Genomic DNA, 18,586 nt, shown 5'->3' on the forward strand with positions numbered 1-18,586 from the left:
CACATCATGGCACGAGATACCTTCACTACGCGCGAAATGATCGATCGCCTGATTGCGTTCGATACCACCTCAGCGCTCTCGAACATCGCCCTGATCGACTTTGTCGACGACTATCTGCAGGGCTACGGCGTAACGACACGGCGGACCGGCAACGAGGACGGCAGCAAGGCCAACCTCTTCGCCACGATCGGCCCGGACATCGAGGGCGGTGTCGTTCTCTCAGGTCACACGGACGTGGTTCCGGTGGCAGGCCAGGACTGGGTCAGCGATCCCTTTACTGTGGTGGAAAAAGACGGGCGGCTGTATGGGCGCGGGACATCTGACATGAAATCCTTCAGTGCGGCCGCCCTCGCGCTGGTTCCCTCCTTTCTCGCCCGTCCGCTCAAAAAGCCGATCCATCTGGCGCTTTCCTATGACGAGGAAGTCGGATGTCTGGGGGTGCGCAGCCTGATCGCAGATCTCAAAGCCAACCTGCCGCGCCCCGCCATGGTCATCATCGGCGAACCCACATCCATGCGGATCGTCAACGGCCACAAGGGCATCGCGGTCTATGAAACCCGGGTCACCGGACAAGCAGCACATTCAAGCCAGCCGCACCGGGGCGGCAACGCGATCTTCGCCGCCTCCATGCTGATCGATTTCATCCGGAAAATGGCCGAGGCCAAGCGGGCCAATGCTGTGCCGGATTCAGGCTACGAACCGCCCTACACCACCTTCAACGTAGGCGTCATCAACGGCGGAACGGCGCAGAACATCATCGCGCAGGACTGCAATTTCTTTTGGGAGCACAGGACGCTGCCCGGAGACGATCCGGCAAGTATCCTGGCCGGCTACGAGACTTATGCCGCGGAAACGGTCCTGCCGAAACTGCGCGAATTTGCGCCCGACGCACAGATCGTCACGGCACTCCACTCCAGCGTCCCGGCACTGACACCGGAAGATGACGGCGCGGCCGAGCAACTCGTGCGCCTGCTGACCGGCCTTAACGCCAGTGAAGTCGTCTCCTTCGCGACCGAAGGGGGGCTGTTTCAGGAAATCGGGATTTCCACCGTCATGTGCGGCCCGGGCTCAATCGATCAGGCGCACCAGCCCAACGAATTCATCGACATTGCCCAGGTGGAACACTGCGAAGCCTTCCTGAACAAACTGGCGGACTGGGCGGCAGGCGACTGAAGCATATGGACGTAGCCAGCAGGCCGTCTTTCCCGCAGTCAGAAACGGTTAGAGCACGAGGGCCTTTGATCGAAGCAACCAAAGGACATCCGTCGTGCTCTAACTCGTCAGGGCAGAAGCCGATGTCAGGATCTAAAAGAGATACTTGAATCCAATCAGAACCGAATGGTTCTGCATTTCTGTCTCAGTGCCTTCGAAGTCGGCGTCATCGGCAATCAAAAACCGATAGTCGAGTGAAAGTTCGACGTTTTCCGTAACCGCATAGGCCACACCGGCGCCGAGTTGTCCCGCTAGAACCGTATCGCTATCGTCAGCAATATTGACACCAGAAACATCTAAGTCTTCAAGTTCGACATGAAGAACCCCGACGCCACCGCCGACATAGGGTGAAAAGCCGGATCCGACATGCCAATTCAACCATCCGTTTGCCATGAAAGCAAAGGAGGTCAGATCGCCATCCGCGTCGAAATCCACACCCTCAATCGTGAGGTCATCTACGTCATTATCGCGGTACGTGACTTCACCCTCGATATCGAGGGAAACGCTGTCGTTAAGTCCGAAGCGATATCCCCCTAAAGCTCCGAGCGCAAAGCCTTCAGAATAACCAAGTTCGCCACTAATACCGTCTTCGTCGGCATCGCTGTCGTCCTGGATCGAGACGCCGCCTTGCGCGCCGAGGTAGAATTGTGCCTGAGCGGCACTGGTGAACCCCAAGAGGGTTAGAGCCGATAAGCCGATGAGTAACGCTTTCATGAATTCCTCTGAGTTTTAAATTTCTGCACAACCATTCGTGCGCATCCGAACATTCCGAGAGACTTTTTCTAGTGTAAGAAAAGAATTGCCGCATTACAAACTCGTTATTGTACACTTACACCTGATATACACTCTTATTAGTGGCGCTATGTCATCTCGGATAAAAAATTAAATAAATTTAATAAAGCATTTCTTGTCTTGACAAGTAAGAAGAAAGAACCGCGCACCAGACAAAGACAGTAAACTGTTGTAATTCAAATGATTGAAGAGAATTACACCCTGCAGAAAACCGCGTCTGGATTTTTCGTTTTGCCCAGACCGCGTCCCGGCACTCGTAACAAAAAAGCACGGAAAACGGGTGTGCGTCCGTTCCCAAAGAACAGACGCGACACTATGAAGCAGCTTCAGCTTTATAGCCTAAAAGCAGAAAATGCTGCTTTGCCGTATGACAAAGGAATCAAACTCAAGCGATCGACCGCGCCAGACAGGTACACTGCAGGCGTTTCAAGCGCATGACGATGGTGTGACGCTCACGACACCCGTGGACGGGCGATCGCGGCAACAAACCGTCAATCTCAATCCCGTCTGATTCGATGTCTCTTCAGAGGGTCACATAAGGAAAAAACACCCGCCGAATCGTGGGTTCAAGCTGCTGATCCAGGTCGCGCATCACGTCCTCTGTCAGCTTGAACCAGACTTCCTCGCGTTCGCGCAGCGAGAGGTCTTCCGCGGTCGTTGTCGAGCGTTCCGTCCGGGCGTTCAGCGTTGAGAGTGTGTTGCCGAAGTTATCGACGATATTCATCTCAACTGACATACGGGCGGTATAGCGCTCGCTCTGCTGCGTCGTAAAAGCACCGGTGACGCCACCTTTGGTCTCAAGCCTCTCCTCGATCACCGACGCGTCTTTTAGAATAAACACGGCTTTGTTCGCAGGCCCCACAGCACGGAGCCGGTCGTCGGCCCAGCGTTTCACCGCACGCTCAGGCGGGACGGGAAAAACGTGGTCGACATTGGGCAGGGCCTTGGGTGCCTGATAGTCGGATTGATAGACGATCTCGCTGACGTTTAATTTGATCTCGGGCAGGTGACTAAAGGTGATTTCCGCAAAGTTGTTCTGTGACGGCGGTGTCTCGCAGGCAGCGACAACCAGGCCGAATATCACCATCAGGGCCGCACGGGCCGTACCACGCAAAGCAAAACGCATTTTCCCGAGTCCTCTCGAAACGATTGGAGTGTTCACAGGCTTATAGATCAGATCAAGTTTAGATGGAATCGCAATCGGCGATCTGTCGTGCCTGTGAATCTGATCTAACTATCAGATTTAGAACGGATTCATACGTTTCCGTTGAGAATTCTCAGTTACGAATTCTCAACCTCGTCGGAACCACCTAGATCAGATCCGGGTTATATGGAATTGCCTATGGCAATCCATTCACCCGGTGAATCTGATCTAAACATGTGAATCCGCTCTAGTCGCTCCGCCAAAACGTGATCCTGTCTAGAAGCAAACTTTGATCAAAATACAGCAGAGGTCGAAATAGCTACTCACAGGCGTCAGAGGACACCCGCCAGCTACTCGTAAAGGCGGTCCAGTGCCGCATCGTCATATCGGTAGTCGGTGCTGCAGAACTCGCAGGTCGCAACGACCACGCCGTCGACCTTGAGGGTTTCCACCTCTTCGCGCGGCATCTGCGCAAGCACGGCTTCAAGGCGGCGGCTTGAGCATCGGCAACCGAAGGCGATCGCCCGGCGTTCGAAAACCCGCACGCCTTCTTCGTGGAAGAGGCGAAAGAGCAAATCGTTGGCAGGCAGATCAGCATCAAGAAGCTCGGCCTCGGTGCAGCTGGCCTGCAATATCATGGAGCGGCGCCAGTCTTCCTCGCGCAGATCTTCGTTCTGGCCACTGGCCTTGGCTTCATCGGGCAGATGCTGGAGTCCCAAACCGCCGCCGCGCCAGCGGCCCTCTCCATCCTGTCCGACGGTCACCAGCAAACCGGTCTGGATCTGCTCCGACTGGCGGAAGTAGTGCAGAAGACAATCCGCCAGGCTCTCGCCGTCCAACTCGACGATACCCTGATAACGATCGCTGTCGGATCGCTGATCCACCGTGAAGGCCAGATATCCCTTGCCCAGCAAGGCTGGAACGCTCTGCCGGCCACCGCTTTCCGGCGGCACAGCGTCCAGGGCCGCAATCTTACCGGCGTCGAAACCCGCGTAGCCGCGCAATTCACCCTCGGAGGTGATATCGGCGACCATAATGTTGACCGGGCCGTCCCCTTTTACCTGCAGCGTAAAAACGCCGCTGAACTTGAGCATGCTCGAGAGAACGGATGCGAGCAGCAACAGCTCGCCGAGCGCAGTCGCAACCGGTCGCGGATAGTCATGGCGTCCAAGAATCGCATCCAGGCTTTCGCCGAGCTTTACCAGACGCCCGCGGATGCCGGAGGTCTCCAGGATGAAGGGCTGGACCAGATCATCCAGGATCGGATTCTCCCCGGGATCCCCGGCAGAACCGCTATCCGGACTCATTTTGCCAAACACCAGTAGAGGATCCCTTTTTGCGCGTGCAGGCGGTTCTCCGCCTCGTCCCAGATCACCGACTGAGGCCCGTCAATCACCGAGGCCGTTACCTCATCGCCACGATGGGCCGGCAGGCAATGCATGAAGATCGCATCCGGTTTGGCGAGCGACATCAGGCGGTCATCGACCTGATAGCCGCGCAGGACGTTGTGACGCGTCGTGCCGTCATCATCGCCCATGGACACCCAGGTATCCGTCACGATGCAATCCGCCCCGTCCACCGCAGCTTCGACATCCGGGGTAACGACGATCTTACCGCCCTCCCGCTCGGCCCAATCCAGAACATCCTGTGGCGGATTAAGGATTTCCGGACAGGCGAGGCGCAGCTCGAACCCAAAGCGGGTGGCCGCGTGAATCCAGGAGGTCGCCATGTTGTTGCCGTCCCCGGACCAGGTGATGACCTTATCCTTGATACCGCCGCGGTGCTCCTCAAAGGTCATGACATCCGCCATGAGCTGACAGGGATGAGTACGGTCTGTCAGGCCATTGATCACGGGCACCGTCGCATACTCGGCCATTTCCAGAAGGATATCCTCCCGCGTGGTGCGGATCATAATCGCATCCACGTAGCGCGAGAGAACCCGTGCCGTATCGGCAACCGTTTCGCCGCGGCCCAACTGCGTACCGCTGGGTTCCAGGACGACGGCGTCACCGCCGAGCTGACGCATACCGACCTCGAAGGAAACACGGGTGCGCGTGGAGGGTTTCTCGAAGATCATGGCCAGCATCTTGCCGGCCAGCGGCTTGCTCTCGCCGTTCAGGGATTCACCTTGCTTGAGGCTCGTCCCGATATCCAGGATATCGTGAAGCTCCTGGCCCGAAAAACGGTCCAGATCGAGAAAGTGTTTTGGGCTTGTCATGCCGCACCATCCGAGCCCGTCTCCGGCCAGCTCGCGCAGACCCGCTCGAGAGCCGCCAGAGCTTCGTCAACATGTATCTCGTCGATAATCAGAGGCGGCAGGATCCGGATAACGTTTTCCGCTGCCCCCACCGTCAAGAGTCCCTGGTCACGCAGGGCGGCAATGATCTCCACATTTGCAGGCACCGCCTTCAGACCCAGGATCAAACCGGTTCCACGCACCTCTTCGAAGACATGCGGATTGGCCGCCACGAGAGCCTCCAGGCGGGATTTCAGCAAGTCGCCGGTCTTCTGCACCTTGGCGAGGAAACCTTCTTCCAGCATGACATCCAGCACGGCGTTGCCGATCGCCATCGCCAGTGGATTGCCGCCGTAGGTACTTCCATGCGATCCGGGTTGCATGCCGGAGGCCGCCTCCTCGGTTGCCAGAAAGGCCCCCATGGGAAAGCCGCCGCCGATACCCTTGGCCAGGGCCATGACATCCGGCGTGATCCCGGCCCACTCGTGGGCGAAGAGTCTCCCGGTCCGCCCCATGCCGCACTGGATCTCATCGAAAATCAGCAGCAGGCCGTATTCATCGCAGACCTCGCGCAATGCGCGCAGATATTCCACCGAGGCAGGTCGGATACCACCTTCGCCCTGCACCGGCTCAACCAGGATCGCCGCCGTCTCGGGCGTGATCGCCGCCCGCAGCTCGTTCATATTGCCGAAGGCCACATGATCGAAGCCTTCGGGCTCCGGCCCAAAACCCTCCAGGTACTTCGGGTTACCCGCTGCGGAGAGTGTCGTCATGGTCCGGCCATGAAAAGCATTGCTGCAGGTGATGACCCGGAAACGCTCGGGATTGCCCCTTGCGTGATGGTACTTCCGCGCGAGCTTAAGCGCGCCCTCCATCGCCTCGGCCCCGGAGTTCGAGAAGAAAACCCGGTCCGCGAAGCTGTTCTCGGCCAGGCGCTCGGCCAGGCGCGCGCCATCGGGGATCTGATAAAGATTGGAAACGTGCCACAGCTTGGCGCCCTGTTTAGTCAGCGCCTTGACCAGATGCGGGTGACTGTGACCCAACGAATTCACTGCGATCCCTGCGGCAAAATCCAGGAATCGTCGGTCGTCGGCCGTGTACAGGTAAGGGCCCTCACCTCTTTCGAAGGCGAGGTCAGCGCGGGCGTAGGTCGGCATAAGTGCTTGGCTCACGAGATCCTCCTTCTGGCTACACGTCGACCAAAAAAAATGCCCGGGAAAGCCGAAGCCACCCCGGATATCTCGTGAATATTCGCTGAAACCCCGGCGCTGTCAACCGGACGCTCCGCAATCCCGCCATGTGCCGGATCGCAAGGACCGGGTCTCAAGCCTCGGAAGGGATCAGTAAACCCGCGTGAGCCTGTAACCCTTGGACTGAAGCAGGTTCAGCACGCCCAGCTCGCCGGGCAGATGCAAGGCGCCGATCGCGACAAAGGCGCCGCCCTCCTGCAGGTGCTCCTGCATGCGATCGACCATGTTGAGGTTGCGCTGGTCGAGAAGGCTATCCAAAAAACTAGCCAAGGCTTCGGCGTCCGGCGCCCCCGGACTGTCGCTGATCATAGCGAAAATACCGCTGATATCGCCGGCCAGGTAGAGCTGCAACATGTTCTCATAAAGTGATTCAGCTTGCTCCAGTTGCTGCAGGGTTGAGTCTAAAACCGCAACTTGGTCGCTATCCGGCATCCCATCGAAAAGAGCCATCTGTTCCTCAAGTGTCTCAAGCCCGTAAACTGGCAACCCGAAATCGCGCGCGCGGGTCTGCATTGCAAAATCCAGTATTTTCCTGCCTTGCCTTTGCCGCGCGTCCTCAGATGGCGGCGCGGAAAGGAGCAAGTAAACACCCCAAGGCTTTAGACGCTGGAGGTCACGCTCCTCAAAGCCATACAGCTCAGCCGCCTTGCCCAAGAGTCGAAGCTGATCGCGAGTAAGATAGTCGCTGAGCGACTTATCCTCGTCCAGCATCATAATACTTCTCATTACAGCGGCATCGTTACCGCTTTGCCTGATCTCGAAGATAGCAGCGCGCGCATGGGCGAAGGCCTTTCGGACCTCCATCGGCAGGTTCAAAACCCGTCGGTCAGTGACGTGAATCGTACCGAACACATAATTCGGAGCGGCGTCGCTGTTCGGCTCCTCGACTTTCCATAACACACCTTGTCCGAAGGGCTGCTCGACTGCGCGTGCCAGAACTACGTCGGACCAACAGAGAACGAGAAGAAGCAAAAACGGGAGGGATCGGGTACGCAAGTCCCGCGGAACAGCAATCTCGGGATGTGACGAAAGTTCGAAAAATCTCATTAAAAACATGGTGCTCCGCGCCCCTACAGCTTCTCTATGCAATCCTACCTGAGCATAGCTTCAACCCTAAAGAGTAGAGATTCGATTAAATCTTGGATTTGAGGCATCGGGAGGGCTGCCTCCGGACTAAGACTTAATCCGGTATCCCAGAGCGAAGAGACGCCAGGTTATCGCGGCCAGAAGCAGGCTTAGTCCGGCAATCATGCCGGCACCCAGCCAAAGCGAAGCATCGCTGTGGCCGGTCAGAGCAGCCCTTAAGCCGTTTATGGCATGAAACATCGGATTGCCCAGCAGCAACCATTCAAACCCGGCCGGCACACGTTCGAGAGAAAAGAATGTGCCTGAGAGCAGCCCCAACGGCATGACGAGAAAAGTCTCGGCGGCGCTGAAGTGATCCCAGCGTTCAGACCAGATTCCAACGATCATGCCGACCATGGCAAAAAGCACTGTCCCGCCGAGCGCAAAAGCGATTGCCATGAGCGGGTTCACGAAGGGAAGGTCGATGAAAATCGCAAAAATCAGCAACAATATACCGCCGGTCAGCAGTCCGTTGGTGGCAGCGCCCAGACTATAGCCGACGACAATCTCGAGGGGCGTAAGAGGCGCCATCAGTACATCCTGTATGACCCCGTCCTGCTTGTCGTGAATAATCATCACGGCTGCGGAATCAAAGGCGACCTGGGCCAGCGTAAACATGACGATTCCGGGCACAACGAACTGCGCAAGGGTCAAATCAGGCGACATTGCCCTGCCGCCATCCAGCGCAAGAACGAAGACCAAAACGAAAATACAACTCGAGGCGACCGGGCCGGCGATCGATTCCAAGCCGTAGCGCAGAAACCGGAGCACGGCCTTGCGGGAATAAAGCACCCAGAGACCACGCCAGTTGACGGCCCCGTAGCGGCGGGCGGCTCTTGGTTTTCCAGTTTCTCTTGCCGCGCCCAGACTCATATTTTATCCGCCTTCGGCGCAGCACCGCCGCTTCGTGAGGCAAGCTGCGCACTGCGTGTCACGGCAGCATCATGCCTTAAGCCGATAGCCGGTCGCAATCATGCGGTGGGCCGTGAACCCGAGGATGATGTTGACGATAAGGACCAGAAAGAAGCCCACGGTCAGCGAGGAATCCGCGTGTCCGATGAAGCCGTAGCGGAAGCCGTCGATCATGTAGAAGAAGGGATTGAAATCCGCGATAAACCGCCAGTTTTCCGGCAAGCGCTCAATGGAATAGAAGGTTCCAGAGAGGAAGGAGAAGGGCGTGATGATGAAGTTGGTCACCGCGGCGATGTGGTCGAATTTCTCTGCCCAGATACCGCCGATCATTCCCAGCAACGCCAGCATCAGCGACGCATTCACCGCGTGCCAGATGATAAAGCCTGCGTTGTGAACCGAGAGCGGCATAAAGACCGACATGCCCAGTGCCACAACGAATCCCACCATGACCCCTCGCGTCACGCCACCGCCGGCAACCCCGATCACCAGCTCTGCCGGAGATAGCGGCGGCATGAGTAAATCGACGATATTGCCCTGCACCTTGGCGATCAGGATGGAGGAAGAGGTATTCGCGAAGGCGTTCTGGACCATGGACATCATGATCAGGCCCGGCCCCAGAAACAGGATGTAATCCACACCGCCAACCTGCCGCCCGCCGCCACCCAATGCCAGGGCGAAGACAGCAAGGAACAGCAGGGTGGTTACCATCGGCGCCAGTAGCGTCTGGGAAAAAACGTTCATGAAGCGGCGGACCTCTTTAACGTAGAGTGTCCAGAGTCCGCGTCCATTGATCACCCCCATCTTGCGGGGCGACAAGGGCTTGGTTGTCGGAGAAGATTGCATAGCGGATGAAATAATCCCCCGAGACGCGGCTTGCAAGATATCCGTTACTTTTGCGATGTAACGAGTACGAGCGCGACGTGGCGGCAACTCGGCGAAACGCGAAACGGCCCGTCGGCTAGTGTGATGTTTCTGAAGTTCGCCGCATAATATGCGGCGAATTTAAGAGACTGAATTACACTAGATTCAATGAGTTAGTGTCCGATTGAATCTAAAATTCAATGAAGTGAATTTCAGATTCGGGATACTAGGGAGTTCGCTTGGTTTGACTCAGTTGACGCGGGCGAGCTGCGGTGACACGGCTGCGCTGCGTGGCAGCACGATGCTTACTGTGGTCCCCTTGCCTGCATCGCTCTCGATGGAGAGCGCGCCGCGATGCAGCTCAATCAGGCTCTTGGCGATCGGAAGGCCGAGCCCGGTTCCTTCGTAGCGACGCTCCAGCCGGTCGTCGGCCTGGGCAAAGGGCTTGAGCACGCGGTCCACGTCTTCGGGCGCAATGCCGATGCCGGTATCCGAGATGGTCATGCGGATGTCATCAACGCCTCCGGTGATCTCGATATCGACGGCACCGCCCTCCGGTGTAAATTTCAGCGCGTTGCCAATGACGTTGAGCAGAACCTGGCGCAGGGCCTGGCGGTCTGCCTCGATTGCCTGAACCGGCATGGGAGGCGTAAACCTGAGGGCTACGCCTGCGGTTTGAGCTTGTAACGACAAAAACACGACGGCTTCCTGTGTCACAGCCGCAACATCAACCTCCTCATACCGCAGGGTTTTATGCCCGGCCTCAATCTGGGCCATCTCGAGAATACCGTTTACGATATTGAGCAGGTGCGTGCCCGCGCCGTTGATCGTTTCCAAATAGTCTTTGGCTGTTTCTTTGGGAACCTCGATGCTGGTGAGAAGCTGTGAGAACCCGATGATGGCATTTAAGGGCGTTCTCAGTTCATGACTGGTGGCCGCCAGAAACGCCGTCGTCGCTCGAGATGCCGATTTCGCTTCTTCCATCGCATCCCGGAGCTGTATCAGGGCCGTTTCCCGGACCGTGACATCCGAGCCGACGCCATGCCAACCGCCATCTTCCCGCTTGCGGCCCGAGAGTGAGATCCAGCGGTCCTGCCCTTCAATGTCGGTGGCGCGCACGACCAAACTGCGGAAGCTTTCCGCTTCCCGGAACGCAGTGCAGAACTCCGGCCAGCCTTCATCTCCACCCTTAGGAGAAAGCCCGATCAAACGGGTATTCGCGAGCGTTCCGGCTTGGCAGCCAAAAAGGAATTCCATGCGCCCGGGCGGAGACTTGAGGCGCCCGGCGCTATCCGTTTCCCAAAGCCAGTCCGACGCCTGCTCCTCGTAGGTATTGAGTACGAGGGCAATGGTCTCCGCCTGGCGTTCCTGGGCTTGGCGCACCAGAACGTTGCGGGCGAAACCGTGATAGGATTGCCCCAGAAAAGCGCCCATCGAGCCAGCGTAGAGAATGCAGAGGATAGCCAGTGTCGTAAAACCATCGCCTTCCAGAGTGGCGAAGCGCAGGAGTGCCGGAACAAGTATCGCACCGGTGAACGCCAGCGCTGCGGAAGGAACCGACGCAAGTGTTGCCGTTCCGCCAGCCGCCATGCCCAACCCCAGGGCAATGAGAATAAAGCGGCTGTTGGTGTCGACGGAGACAAAAAACACCGAAAGGGCAATGCCCCAGGCCAGCCCCATCAAACCCGAGTGATACGTCATCCGGCGCAAGGCTGCCTTGGAAACGGCAGCCGGCAAGGGGCGATTGCGGTTCCGCAGCCAGACCCGCAGGCTGGCCGTGGCCAGCGCGCCCACAAAAACCGCCCAACTTACAAGGACCCAATGCGGCACCTGAGACCAAACGCTGCCGACCAGAAATGCACCATTCGCGAGCACCAGTGCCATGGTGAAGCCGGATTGCCGCACAACAGCTGCGACCTGATCGGGCCTGAGCGCCGCGAACTCCGGATGATCGGACTTGAGGAACGGACTGGCAATCGAGGCAAGTGTCGAAAAGGGCAGAGGGTGGTTCGCGTCTTTGGATCTGCGGGTGATCACGAAGAACCTCAAGCCGATCCAGGCTGCGAGAACGAGCGCTAGCAGTGCCCCCAGCGACATCACAAGGTGACTGCCGATTGACTGGAGCTCAGAGGTCTTGACCAGATCTTTTTCGAGAACCAGAGAGCCCAGCCGCGCATCGTCCGGTCCCAGCGGAAGCATTAAAGAGAGGGTCTGAAGCGGGTTGCTGGCCGGCTGCCGGCCCTCGGGAAGGCTCAGGATTATAGCGTTCCGGACATCCGAGACCGAAAGATAGGCGAGTTCGTGATCTGACTGAATTTCACCAAGAACTTCTCGAAGACGCGAGAAGTCCTTTTCACGCAGCATGCGTTCCGCGACTTGCGCAGTTTCCCGCGCCACCAAGGAGAGCTCCGCCTTTACAAGGTTCCGTTGCTCGATATTGGCGCTGTCGACGAAAAACCCGAACAGCAACATCAACACAACAAGCATTGCGGCGAAGAACGCATAGACCTGTGCATCGACCAGTTTTCTGCCGCTTGTCGTCATATTTCCCATGCATCGAAACAGGGACGCCCCTGTTTCAATATGTCTTTTCAGCCTTTTGAACGCCCCGGGCCCAAGGCAGAGAACGACCAGGCCCGACGCCCCGCACTATTCCTGATAGAATCAACCAGAGACCAGGTTTCACCCCTGAATAGAGCGGCGATTTCATCGAATAGAGTTTTCGCAAAACACAATGCACACATATGGTTTAGATACCTTTACGATCAGCATTGAAGGCCCGGTCGGCCTTGCTGCGTCGCGGCTCAATACAGGCGGTGCGTATTATCAGTGAATCCAGGCGCTTCTCATGTCATCTTGCGTATTAATGACTGACGAAACTGATAGTCCGCAGCAACAGGGCCGGCGCCGCAGAACAGGACCGAAGAAGGCAACCGCGCGCTACCTCGAAAATGCTGCACTTTACCACCTGGACCGCTACGCGACCTCGCGGGCACATTTGGCACGCCTGCTGATGATGAGAGTTGAACGTTCGGCGCGTGCACACGGCACGGACCGGGAGGAAGGCGCAAAGCAGATTGACGCGATTCTCGAGAAGCTGGTGCGCAACGGCCTGCTCGACGATCAGGGATATGCCGAGACTCGGGCACGCAGTCTGCATCGGCGCGGCACCTCGGCGCGCGGCATCCGCGCCGATTTGGCCGCAAAGGGTGTCGCGGCAGATCTCATCGAGTCCGCTCTCACCGGCCTCAGAGAGCAGAGCGCCGACCCGGAGGTCACCGCAGCCATTGTCTACGCAAGAAAGCGGCGGCTCGGTCCATATCGGACTGAAGCACAGCGTGCGGAAAAACGTGACAGAGACATGGCGGCACTCGGGCGAAAGGGGTTCAGCTATGACCTGGTGCGTCGGATCATCGATGCTGAGAATCCCGAAGACGTCGAGACCATGCGAATTGCGGCGCGGGACTAACTCCCAGGCATAAGGAAAGGTTTATGATCGCCAAACTCACCTCGCGCAGGCTTGCGGCGGCTCTGGTCGTCCTCTTGCTAGGCGCGCCGGCCAGTCCGATACCCGTCGTTCAAGCGGCAGGTCCTGTCGGCGGTTACGAGTCAGACGACGCCTCAGACGAGAACAAGGAACTGGCGAAGGCCATCAAGCTGATCGGCCTGGGCAGCTATGCTTCGGCGATCCCCTTGTTGGAAAAAGCGATCGCAGCAAACCCGCGCAACCCAGATGCTTTCAGCCTGATGGGTTTCAGCCATCGGAAGCTGGGTCGCCGAAACAGAGCGCTAGACTATTATTTAAAAGCGCTGGAGCTCGAGCCGGAACATCTGGGCGCCAACGAATATCTCGGTGAGCTCTATCTGGAAACGTCGGATCTGGCGCGCGCCCAAGAGCGGCTGCAGGTTCTGGAACAGGCCTGCGGAACCAAATGCGACGAGTATCTCGAGCTCAAAGCGGCCATAGCAGACTTTGCGGGCGAGACACGTTAATCGGCCTTTGCGGCGACCCTCTTCGCAGCTTTGGTGATTTTGGCGTCTTGGGGCTTTTCCGGCAGTTTTAGATCCGTCGCAGCCGGGATGACCCTGACCGTCAAGCCTTCTTCGCGGCCCCGAACTTCGATGCGATGACTGGAGAAGCCCGTCGTGTCGAGGCTGGCCAACTCAGCCACCGGGTCGGAAATCACCAGTTGCGCGCCGAATTCCTTGGTCATGGTCTCAAGCCGGCTGGCGGTATTGACCGCGTCGCCGATCGCGGTCACCGAAGTTACCGAACCATACCCCATCTCGCCGACGATCACAGGACCGACATGAATTCCGATCCCGATCCGCAGCGGCGTCTTGAGGTCGTTGGCCAGGGCCCGGTTCAAATCTTCAAGGCGCTCCGCCATTGCGCGCGCGGCGGCAAGCGCGTTGCGACTGCCCGACTCGGGTCCGCGCTCGATACCGAACAGGGCCATGACGCCGTCACCGATGAACTTGTCAAGCCGGCCCCCACTGGCCTCGACCGCTGCCCCCATGGCCGCGAAATACCGGTTCAGGATGAAGACGACATCATAGGGAAGCTTGTGCTCAGCCAGAGTGGTAAAACCGCGCAGATCCGCGAAAAGGATGGCAATTTCCCGCTCCTGGCCCTGCAGGTAGTCGGCCCCGCCCTCGGCCTGGCGCGGACTGACACTGGGTGGAAGCACCGGTGTGACCTCCAGATCGGCCTGTGGCCGCGTCTGGCATGCAAGGCGTTGATTGGGCGGCGCGCCAACCCGCTCGAGGACCCGCTTTTCCTCCAGACTGGGCGGGGGCAAATCCTCGGAGCCCGTGCCGATACGCACGCGGCAGGTCGAGCAGCGGCCACGGCCGCCACAGACCGACGCATGCCCTATCCCGGCGCCGCGACTGGCCTCCAAGATCGTCGTGCCTTGAACCACCGCGACACGGCGCCCGTCGGGATAAGTCAGATGGACCAGGCCGCGCAGGCGGTCCAGCATCCGCCGGATCACCCGCCCGGACAGCGAGAGAAGCAGGAGCGCCGCCAAAACGCCGAGGACAATGTTGTCGAGCAGTGCAATCTGGGCTGCCTGGGTACGGGTCGCGAGCTGCACTGTGGCTTCAACTTCCCGCAGCCACGCCGGATCCTGCGCCAGGACTGCAATCTGCTGTCCGGCGACGAAGGCGCCGACCGCGGCCAGAACAGGCACCAGCAAGGCAAGGGCCGCGAGATATGGTAAGACGCGAGGATACCAGGGCTTGAGCCTGAGCCAAAAGTGTACGCCGAGACAGCCATGAACCCAAACCACCGCGATTGTAATGAGTTGCCTGACGCCGTAGTCGGGACGCAGAACGAAGAAAACCAGGAGAACACTGAAATAGCTGCCGTCGAGATCATAGACTTCATGGGCAAATCGCGTTCCCAGGATGTGCATTACCAGAAGCGGCGGAATCGCGAAGCCGAGCAGCGTCTGCCAGAACTCCCAGGGCGGCATCTTGAGGCGTCGACGCTGGTACAATGCCCAGAAGGCCAGGAGAACATGCAGAATCAACGCTGTGTAGAACAAGGCACTGACCGGCAGGAACCGCCAGAAGGCGAGAAAGACCCGGCGGCCGGCCTCCATCCACTCCAGCGATACGATCCCAAGCGCATGGTTCGCATAGTGGGTAAAGACAAACGCCATCAGAAACAGGCCGCTCCAAAGGCGTAATCGACGGACCATAAAAAAACCTGCTTCTCACGACTTTGGCTGGCAATTGCGCCAACGAGGATATATTGGGGGCTCGCAGATAGGCAAATCTGCAATCAACACGATCTCGTTAGGCATTTCCCTACGGCGGGACTTTAAGGTCGGGATCGCAGTGCCTTAATCGAAGTGAGCCGATTTTGGGATAATACGCAGAGCGAAGGTTTCAAAACCTTGAACAAAGAACAGGACGCAGAACGCATGGCGCGCCGCGAGCGGCGAAAACAGGCGCGTCTGCGCGGCATCGACCGCTCCATCCCCTCGCCCTGTATCAGTGTCTGCCAGCTCGACGATGGCTCGGGTCTGTGCATCGGCTGCCTCCGGAACGTCGATGAGATCCGTGACTGGCCTGTTATGACCGCGGAAGAGAAAAAAAGCGTCCTGGCGATGATCGAGACGCGAAGATAAAGCCTACCGGTCATTGGGAGGCCGGTTCCTGCCGCTCCAACTGATTTCCAGACAGGCCTCGGGGCAGGGTAACGGTGAGCGTCGTGCCTTCACCGACACGGCTCCTGATTAACAAGCTGCCGCCGTGGAGCTCGATCAGGCCCTTGGCGATGGAGAGCCCCAGGCCGGTACCTTCGTAGCGCCGGGCCAAGCGGTCGTCGGCCTGGGCGAATGGCTGAAAGACCCGGTCGATGTGGCGTTGAGAAATGCCGATCCCGGTGTCGGCCACGGTGATCTCGACGCTGTCGTCAAGCGTTCGGGCCGCGACGTCGATCGATCCGCCCTCGGGGGTAAACTTCACCGCATTCCCGATGATGTTCAACAGAACCTGCCGGAGCGCCTGGCGGTCAGCGCAAATGCGAATGGGTGCGGCGCTGGGTGCCACTCTTACCGTGACCTTCGCCTTGCTGGCTTCGAACGAGAGGAATTCGACGGATGCGCCGACAATTTCCTCCAGATCGAAGGTTTCCCGAAACAGCCTTTTACTGCCAGCTTCGATCTGCGCCATTTCGAGGATACCGTTGACGATCTGCAGCAGGTGCTGTCCCGCGCTATTGATCGTCTGGATGTAGTCCTTGACCTTCTCCGGCTTGAGTTGACCGATTGTCAGCATCTGCGAAAAGCCGATGATTGCATTGAGGGGTGTCCGCAGTTCATGGCTTGTGGTGGCAAGAAACGCCGAGGTGACGCGCGATGCCGCTTCAGCAGCCTCGATCGCCTCACGCATCGAGGCCAAGGCCCGCTCCCGCTCCGTCACATCCGAACCGACGCCGTGCCATTCGCCACCGGGCCGGCAGCGCCCGGAGAGAGATATCCAGCGCCGCTCACCAAGGTGATCGAGTGTCTCAATCACTTCGCCGCGAAAGCCTTGGCCTGCATCAAGCTTCTGCAAAAGCTCATACCAGGCGTTGCCTTCCGAGCCTGCCCCGATTTCTCTGAAGGTCCGCCCGGTCAAGCCGCCCGTGTTCTTTCCGAACAGCAACTCCATGCGCCTTGGCACCGCACGGAGGCGTCCGTCGGAATCCGTTTCCCACAGCCAGTCGGAAGCCTGTTCCTCATAGGTATTCATCACCAGTGCAAGGGTTTCCGCATGGCGGGCTTCATCCAGCCGCGCCAATACGTTACGGGCGAAGGCGTGATAGACCTGGCTCAGGAAAGCCCCCATCGCGCAGGCGAAGAGCACACAAAGGACAGCCAGCGTAATGAAGCCGTCGCCCTCGAGAGTCGCAAACCGCAAAGCTGCAGGGACCAGGATAGCGCTGGTGAAGGCGATCGCCGCAGAGGGCACTGGGGCCAGTGCGGCCGTGCCGCCGGCCGCTGTCCCGAGCCCGACCGCAATCAGAATGTAGCGTGCGACGGCACTGGCATCGGTGAAGAAGACGGAAAGCGCGATGCCCCACGCCAGGCCCAGAACACCGGCGCGGTAAGTCATGCGGCGCAAGGCCCGCTTGGACACCTTATCAGGTAACGGACGTTTGTGATTTCGCCACCAAGACCAGAGCGCGGCCAGGACCAGAAGGTACACAAACACCGCCCAGGGAATCAGCAGAGGTAAGGGGACCTCCTGCCATAGGATCGCCAGCAGAAACGAAATATTGGCAAGATTGACCATCATCGTAAAACCGGCCTGCCGCACAACAGCTGCAACCTGATCCGGTCTCAAAGCCGCGAAATCCGCCGAATCGTGACTGCGGAATGGACTTACGATGGCTTCCAGCGGTGAGAGAGGACGCCGTGAGTCGGAACTTGCGGAACTGCGCGCAACGACAAAGATTCTGAGACCGATCAGGACGGCCGTAAGCGCCGCAAACAAGGTCAGGAGGGACACAAAAAGATGTTCCCACATCGAACGCGCCCCGGGCGGCGGCAAGACCGGTTTCTCCAGTTCCAGGCGCCCCTGCAGCTTTCCCTCCAGGAACACAGGAATTTCGAGCGAGATGACATCAAGTCTCATCCCGCGGCGCGGGTCGTCCAGGTCCGGGAAAAGATCATTGGATGACCGCACGACTTCGTAGGTTTTTGCAGTCTCGTTGTCCTGGAAAGCGATGCGCAACAGATCATCTGCCACCGCGAGCTGTTGCAGCAGGCGAGGCAGGTTCGGTGCCGGCGATGTTTTTAATTCGAACACGGCGAGTGTTGCGATTCCGTTGGCCACGGCTGTCAACTCAGCCTCAGCCAACCTCTGCTGCTCGCGCTCCGAACTGTGGATGAAGAAACCGACAAAAACCAGCAGGCTGATCAAACAGACAGCAACCGCAATGTAAGCTCTTCTCCCGTTGCGAACACTGTCCATACTCTCGCCGAACCCTGAACGGGTTACATCGCCCCCTCTTGAAGGACCCTCAGGCGGCAGCCCCGCCCCGGTGTTAAATGCCGAACCGCAACTCTGCGTAAATCCACGATTTCATCCCGCCATCACAGTTCTGGAGAGGGTCACCGATGTGTTGCCGTAACCATACAAACAAAAAGTCATTTCGTTAAATGCTGCATACGAATGAAATTATACGCCCTATACGAGATATTTTTAACCTGTTTTGTCCTTCCTGGTGTTTTACTTGAACTTGTCAGCGACTGCGGGAGACGATTTCAGCCGGAACAATGGCTTGTATCTGCGCTGGGAACCCCGATCACTCCCGTGGCATTCCGGGCAGATGACTGCGTCCTTCATCGCCAGTCGGTGATGCCTCTCGCTGCTTTATCATCAACTTTGGAAGCAAACCATCTGCGGTCCCGGTCCAGCTCGCCCCCGGACTTGCGCGTCCCCGGTCCTGCGCCAGAGGCACAGGCCCGGCGACATCGCCACCCTTCAGTTTTTAGTTGACGCAGAACCCGAACAGCAGTCACGATGTTGCTACACCAATGCTACATTGGTATA

General features: G+C 58.4%; 15 protein-coding genes. 4 read left to right on the forward strand and 11 right to left on the reverse strand.

Annotated features, from left to right (window positions below; genetic code table 11):
- Positions 1–6: 6 nt before the first annotated feature.
- Positions 7–1,173 carry an acetylornithine deacetylase gene (argE, locus tag FKG95_RS25320; protein ID WP_218940361.1) on the forward strand — a complete coding sequence of 389 codons (1,167 nt, stop codon included), beginning with the start codon at positions 7–9 and terminating at the stop codon, positions 1,171–1,173.
- A 132-nt stretch (positions 1,174–1,305) separates the two neighbouring features.
- Here the strand turns inward: argE and FKG95_RS25325 are convergent, their stop codons facing one another.
- The 9 genes from FKG95_RS25325 to FKG95_RS25365 all read right to left on the reverse strand — a co-directional run bounded on the left by FKG95_RS25325 (position 1,306) and on the right by FKG95_RS25365 (position 12,076).
- Positions 1,306–1,926, reverse strand: a complete 621-nt coding sequence (locus FKG95_RS25325; protein ID WP_142899240.1) for an outer membrane protein — start codon at positions 1,924–1,926, stop codon at positions 1,306–1,308.
- A 601-nt stretch (positions 1,927–2,527) separates the two neighbouring features.
- The gene (locus FKG95_RS25330; RefSeq protein WP_142899241.1) at positions 2,528–3,130 is read right to left on the reverse strand and encodes a hypothetical protein; all 603 of its coding nucleotides are present in this window, start codon (positions 3,128–3,130) and stop codon (positions 2,528–2,530) included.
- Positions 3,131–3,498: 368 nt separating this feature from the next.
- Positions 3,499–4,455: an Hsp33 family molecular chaperone HslO gene (gene hslO / locus FKG95_RS25335; protein ID WP_142899242.1), complete on the reverse strand. Its 957-nt coding sequence runs from the start codon at positions 4,453–4,455 to the stop codon at positions 3,499–3,501.
- Positions 4,452–5,366, reverse strand: coding sequence for an ornithine carbamoyltransferase (argF, locus tag FKG95_RS25340; protein WP_142899243.1), 915 nt, complete (start codon positions 5,364–5,366; stop codon positions 4,452–4,454). Before argF ends, hslO begins: the two co-directional genes overlap by 4 nt.
- Entirely contained in the window at positions 5,363–6,556 is a 1,194-nt protein-coding gene (locus FKG95_RS25345; protein WP_142899244.1) for an aspartate aminotransferase family protein, read from the reverse strand. The genes argF and FKG95_RS25345 overlap by 4 nt, the downstream gene beginning before the upstream one ends.
- A 168-nt stretch (positions 6,557–6,724) precedes the next feature.
- Positions 6,725–7,534, reverse strand: coding sequence for a TraB/GumN family protein (locus tag FKG95_RS25350; RefSeq protein ID WP_179954282.1), 810 nt, complete (start codon positions 7,532–7,534; stop codon positions 6,725–6,727).
- A 273-nt stretch (positions 7,535–7,807) separates the two neighbouring features.
- Positions 7,808–8,632: an ABC transporter permease gene (locus FKG95_RS25355; RefSeq protein WP_142899246.1), complete on the reverse strand. Its 825-nt coding sequence runs from the start codon at positions 8,630–8,632 to the stop codon at positions 7,808–7,810.
- Positions 8,633–8,701: 69 nt separating this feature from the next.
- Entirely contained in the window at positions 8,702–9,514 is an 813-nt protein-coding gene (locus FKG95_RS25360) for an ABC transporter permease (RefSeq protein WP_142899247.1), read from the reverse strand.
- A 267-nt stretch (positions 9,515–9,781) separates the two neighbouring features.
- A complete protein-coding gene (locus tag FKG95_RS25365) occupies positions 9,782–12,076 on the reverse strand; it encodes a sensor histidine kinase (protein ID WP_179954283.1) in 2,295 nt (764 codons plus the stop codon).
- 322 nt (positions 12,077–12,398) lie between these two features.
- On the opposite strand from FKG95_RS25365, the gene FKG95_RS25370 reads away from it, so the two are divergent.
- Entirely contained in the window at positions 12,399–13,001 is a 603-nt protein-coding gene (locus FKG95_RS25370) for a regulatory protein RecX (protein ID WP_142899249.1), read from the forward strand.
- A gap of 23 nt (positions 13,002–13,024) precedes the next feature.
- Entirely contained in the window at positions 13,025–13,525 is a 501-nt protein-coding gene (locus FKG95_RS25375; protein WP_142899250.1) for a tetratricopeptide repeat protein, read from the forward strand.
- Here FKG95_RS25375 and FKG95_RS25380 read toward each other — a convergent pair.
- The gene (locus tag FKG95_RS25380; protein WP_142899251.1) at positions 13,522–15,240 is read right to left on the reverse strand and encodes an adenylate/guanylate cyclase domain-containing protein; all 1,719 of its coding nucleotides are present in this window, start codon (positions 15,238–15,240) and stop codon (positions 13,522–13,524) included. The genes FKG95_RS25375 and FKG95_RS25380 overlap by 4 nt on opposite strands.
- Positions 15,241–15,438: 198 nt before the next feature.
- Here FKG95_RS25380 and FKG95_RS25385 point away from each other — a divergent pair, with 198 nt between their 5' ends.
- Entirely contained in the window at positions 15,439–15,672 is a 234-nt protein-coding gene (locus FKG95_RS25385; RefSeq protein ID WP_218940362.1) for a DUF1289 domain-containing protein, read from the forward strand.
- 10 nt (positions 15,673–15,682) lie between these two features.
- On the opposite strand, the gene FKG95_RS25390 is transcribed toward FKG95_RS25385, so the two are convergent.
- Positions 15,683–18,004, reverse strand: coding sequence for a sensor histidine kinase (locus FKG95_RS25390; RefSeq protein ID WP_142899252.1), 2,322 nt, complete (start codon positions 18,002–18,004; stop codon positions 15,683–15,685).
- Positions 18,005–18,586 lie beyond the last annotated feature (582 nt).

It is taken from the genome of Denitrobaculum tricleocarpae (assembly GCF_007004665.1).
GTDB classification, from domain to species: Bacteria; Pseudomonadota; Alphaproteobacteria; order Kiloniellales; family Kiloniellaceae; genus Denitrobaculum; species Denitrobaculum tricleocarpae.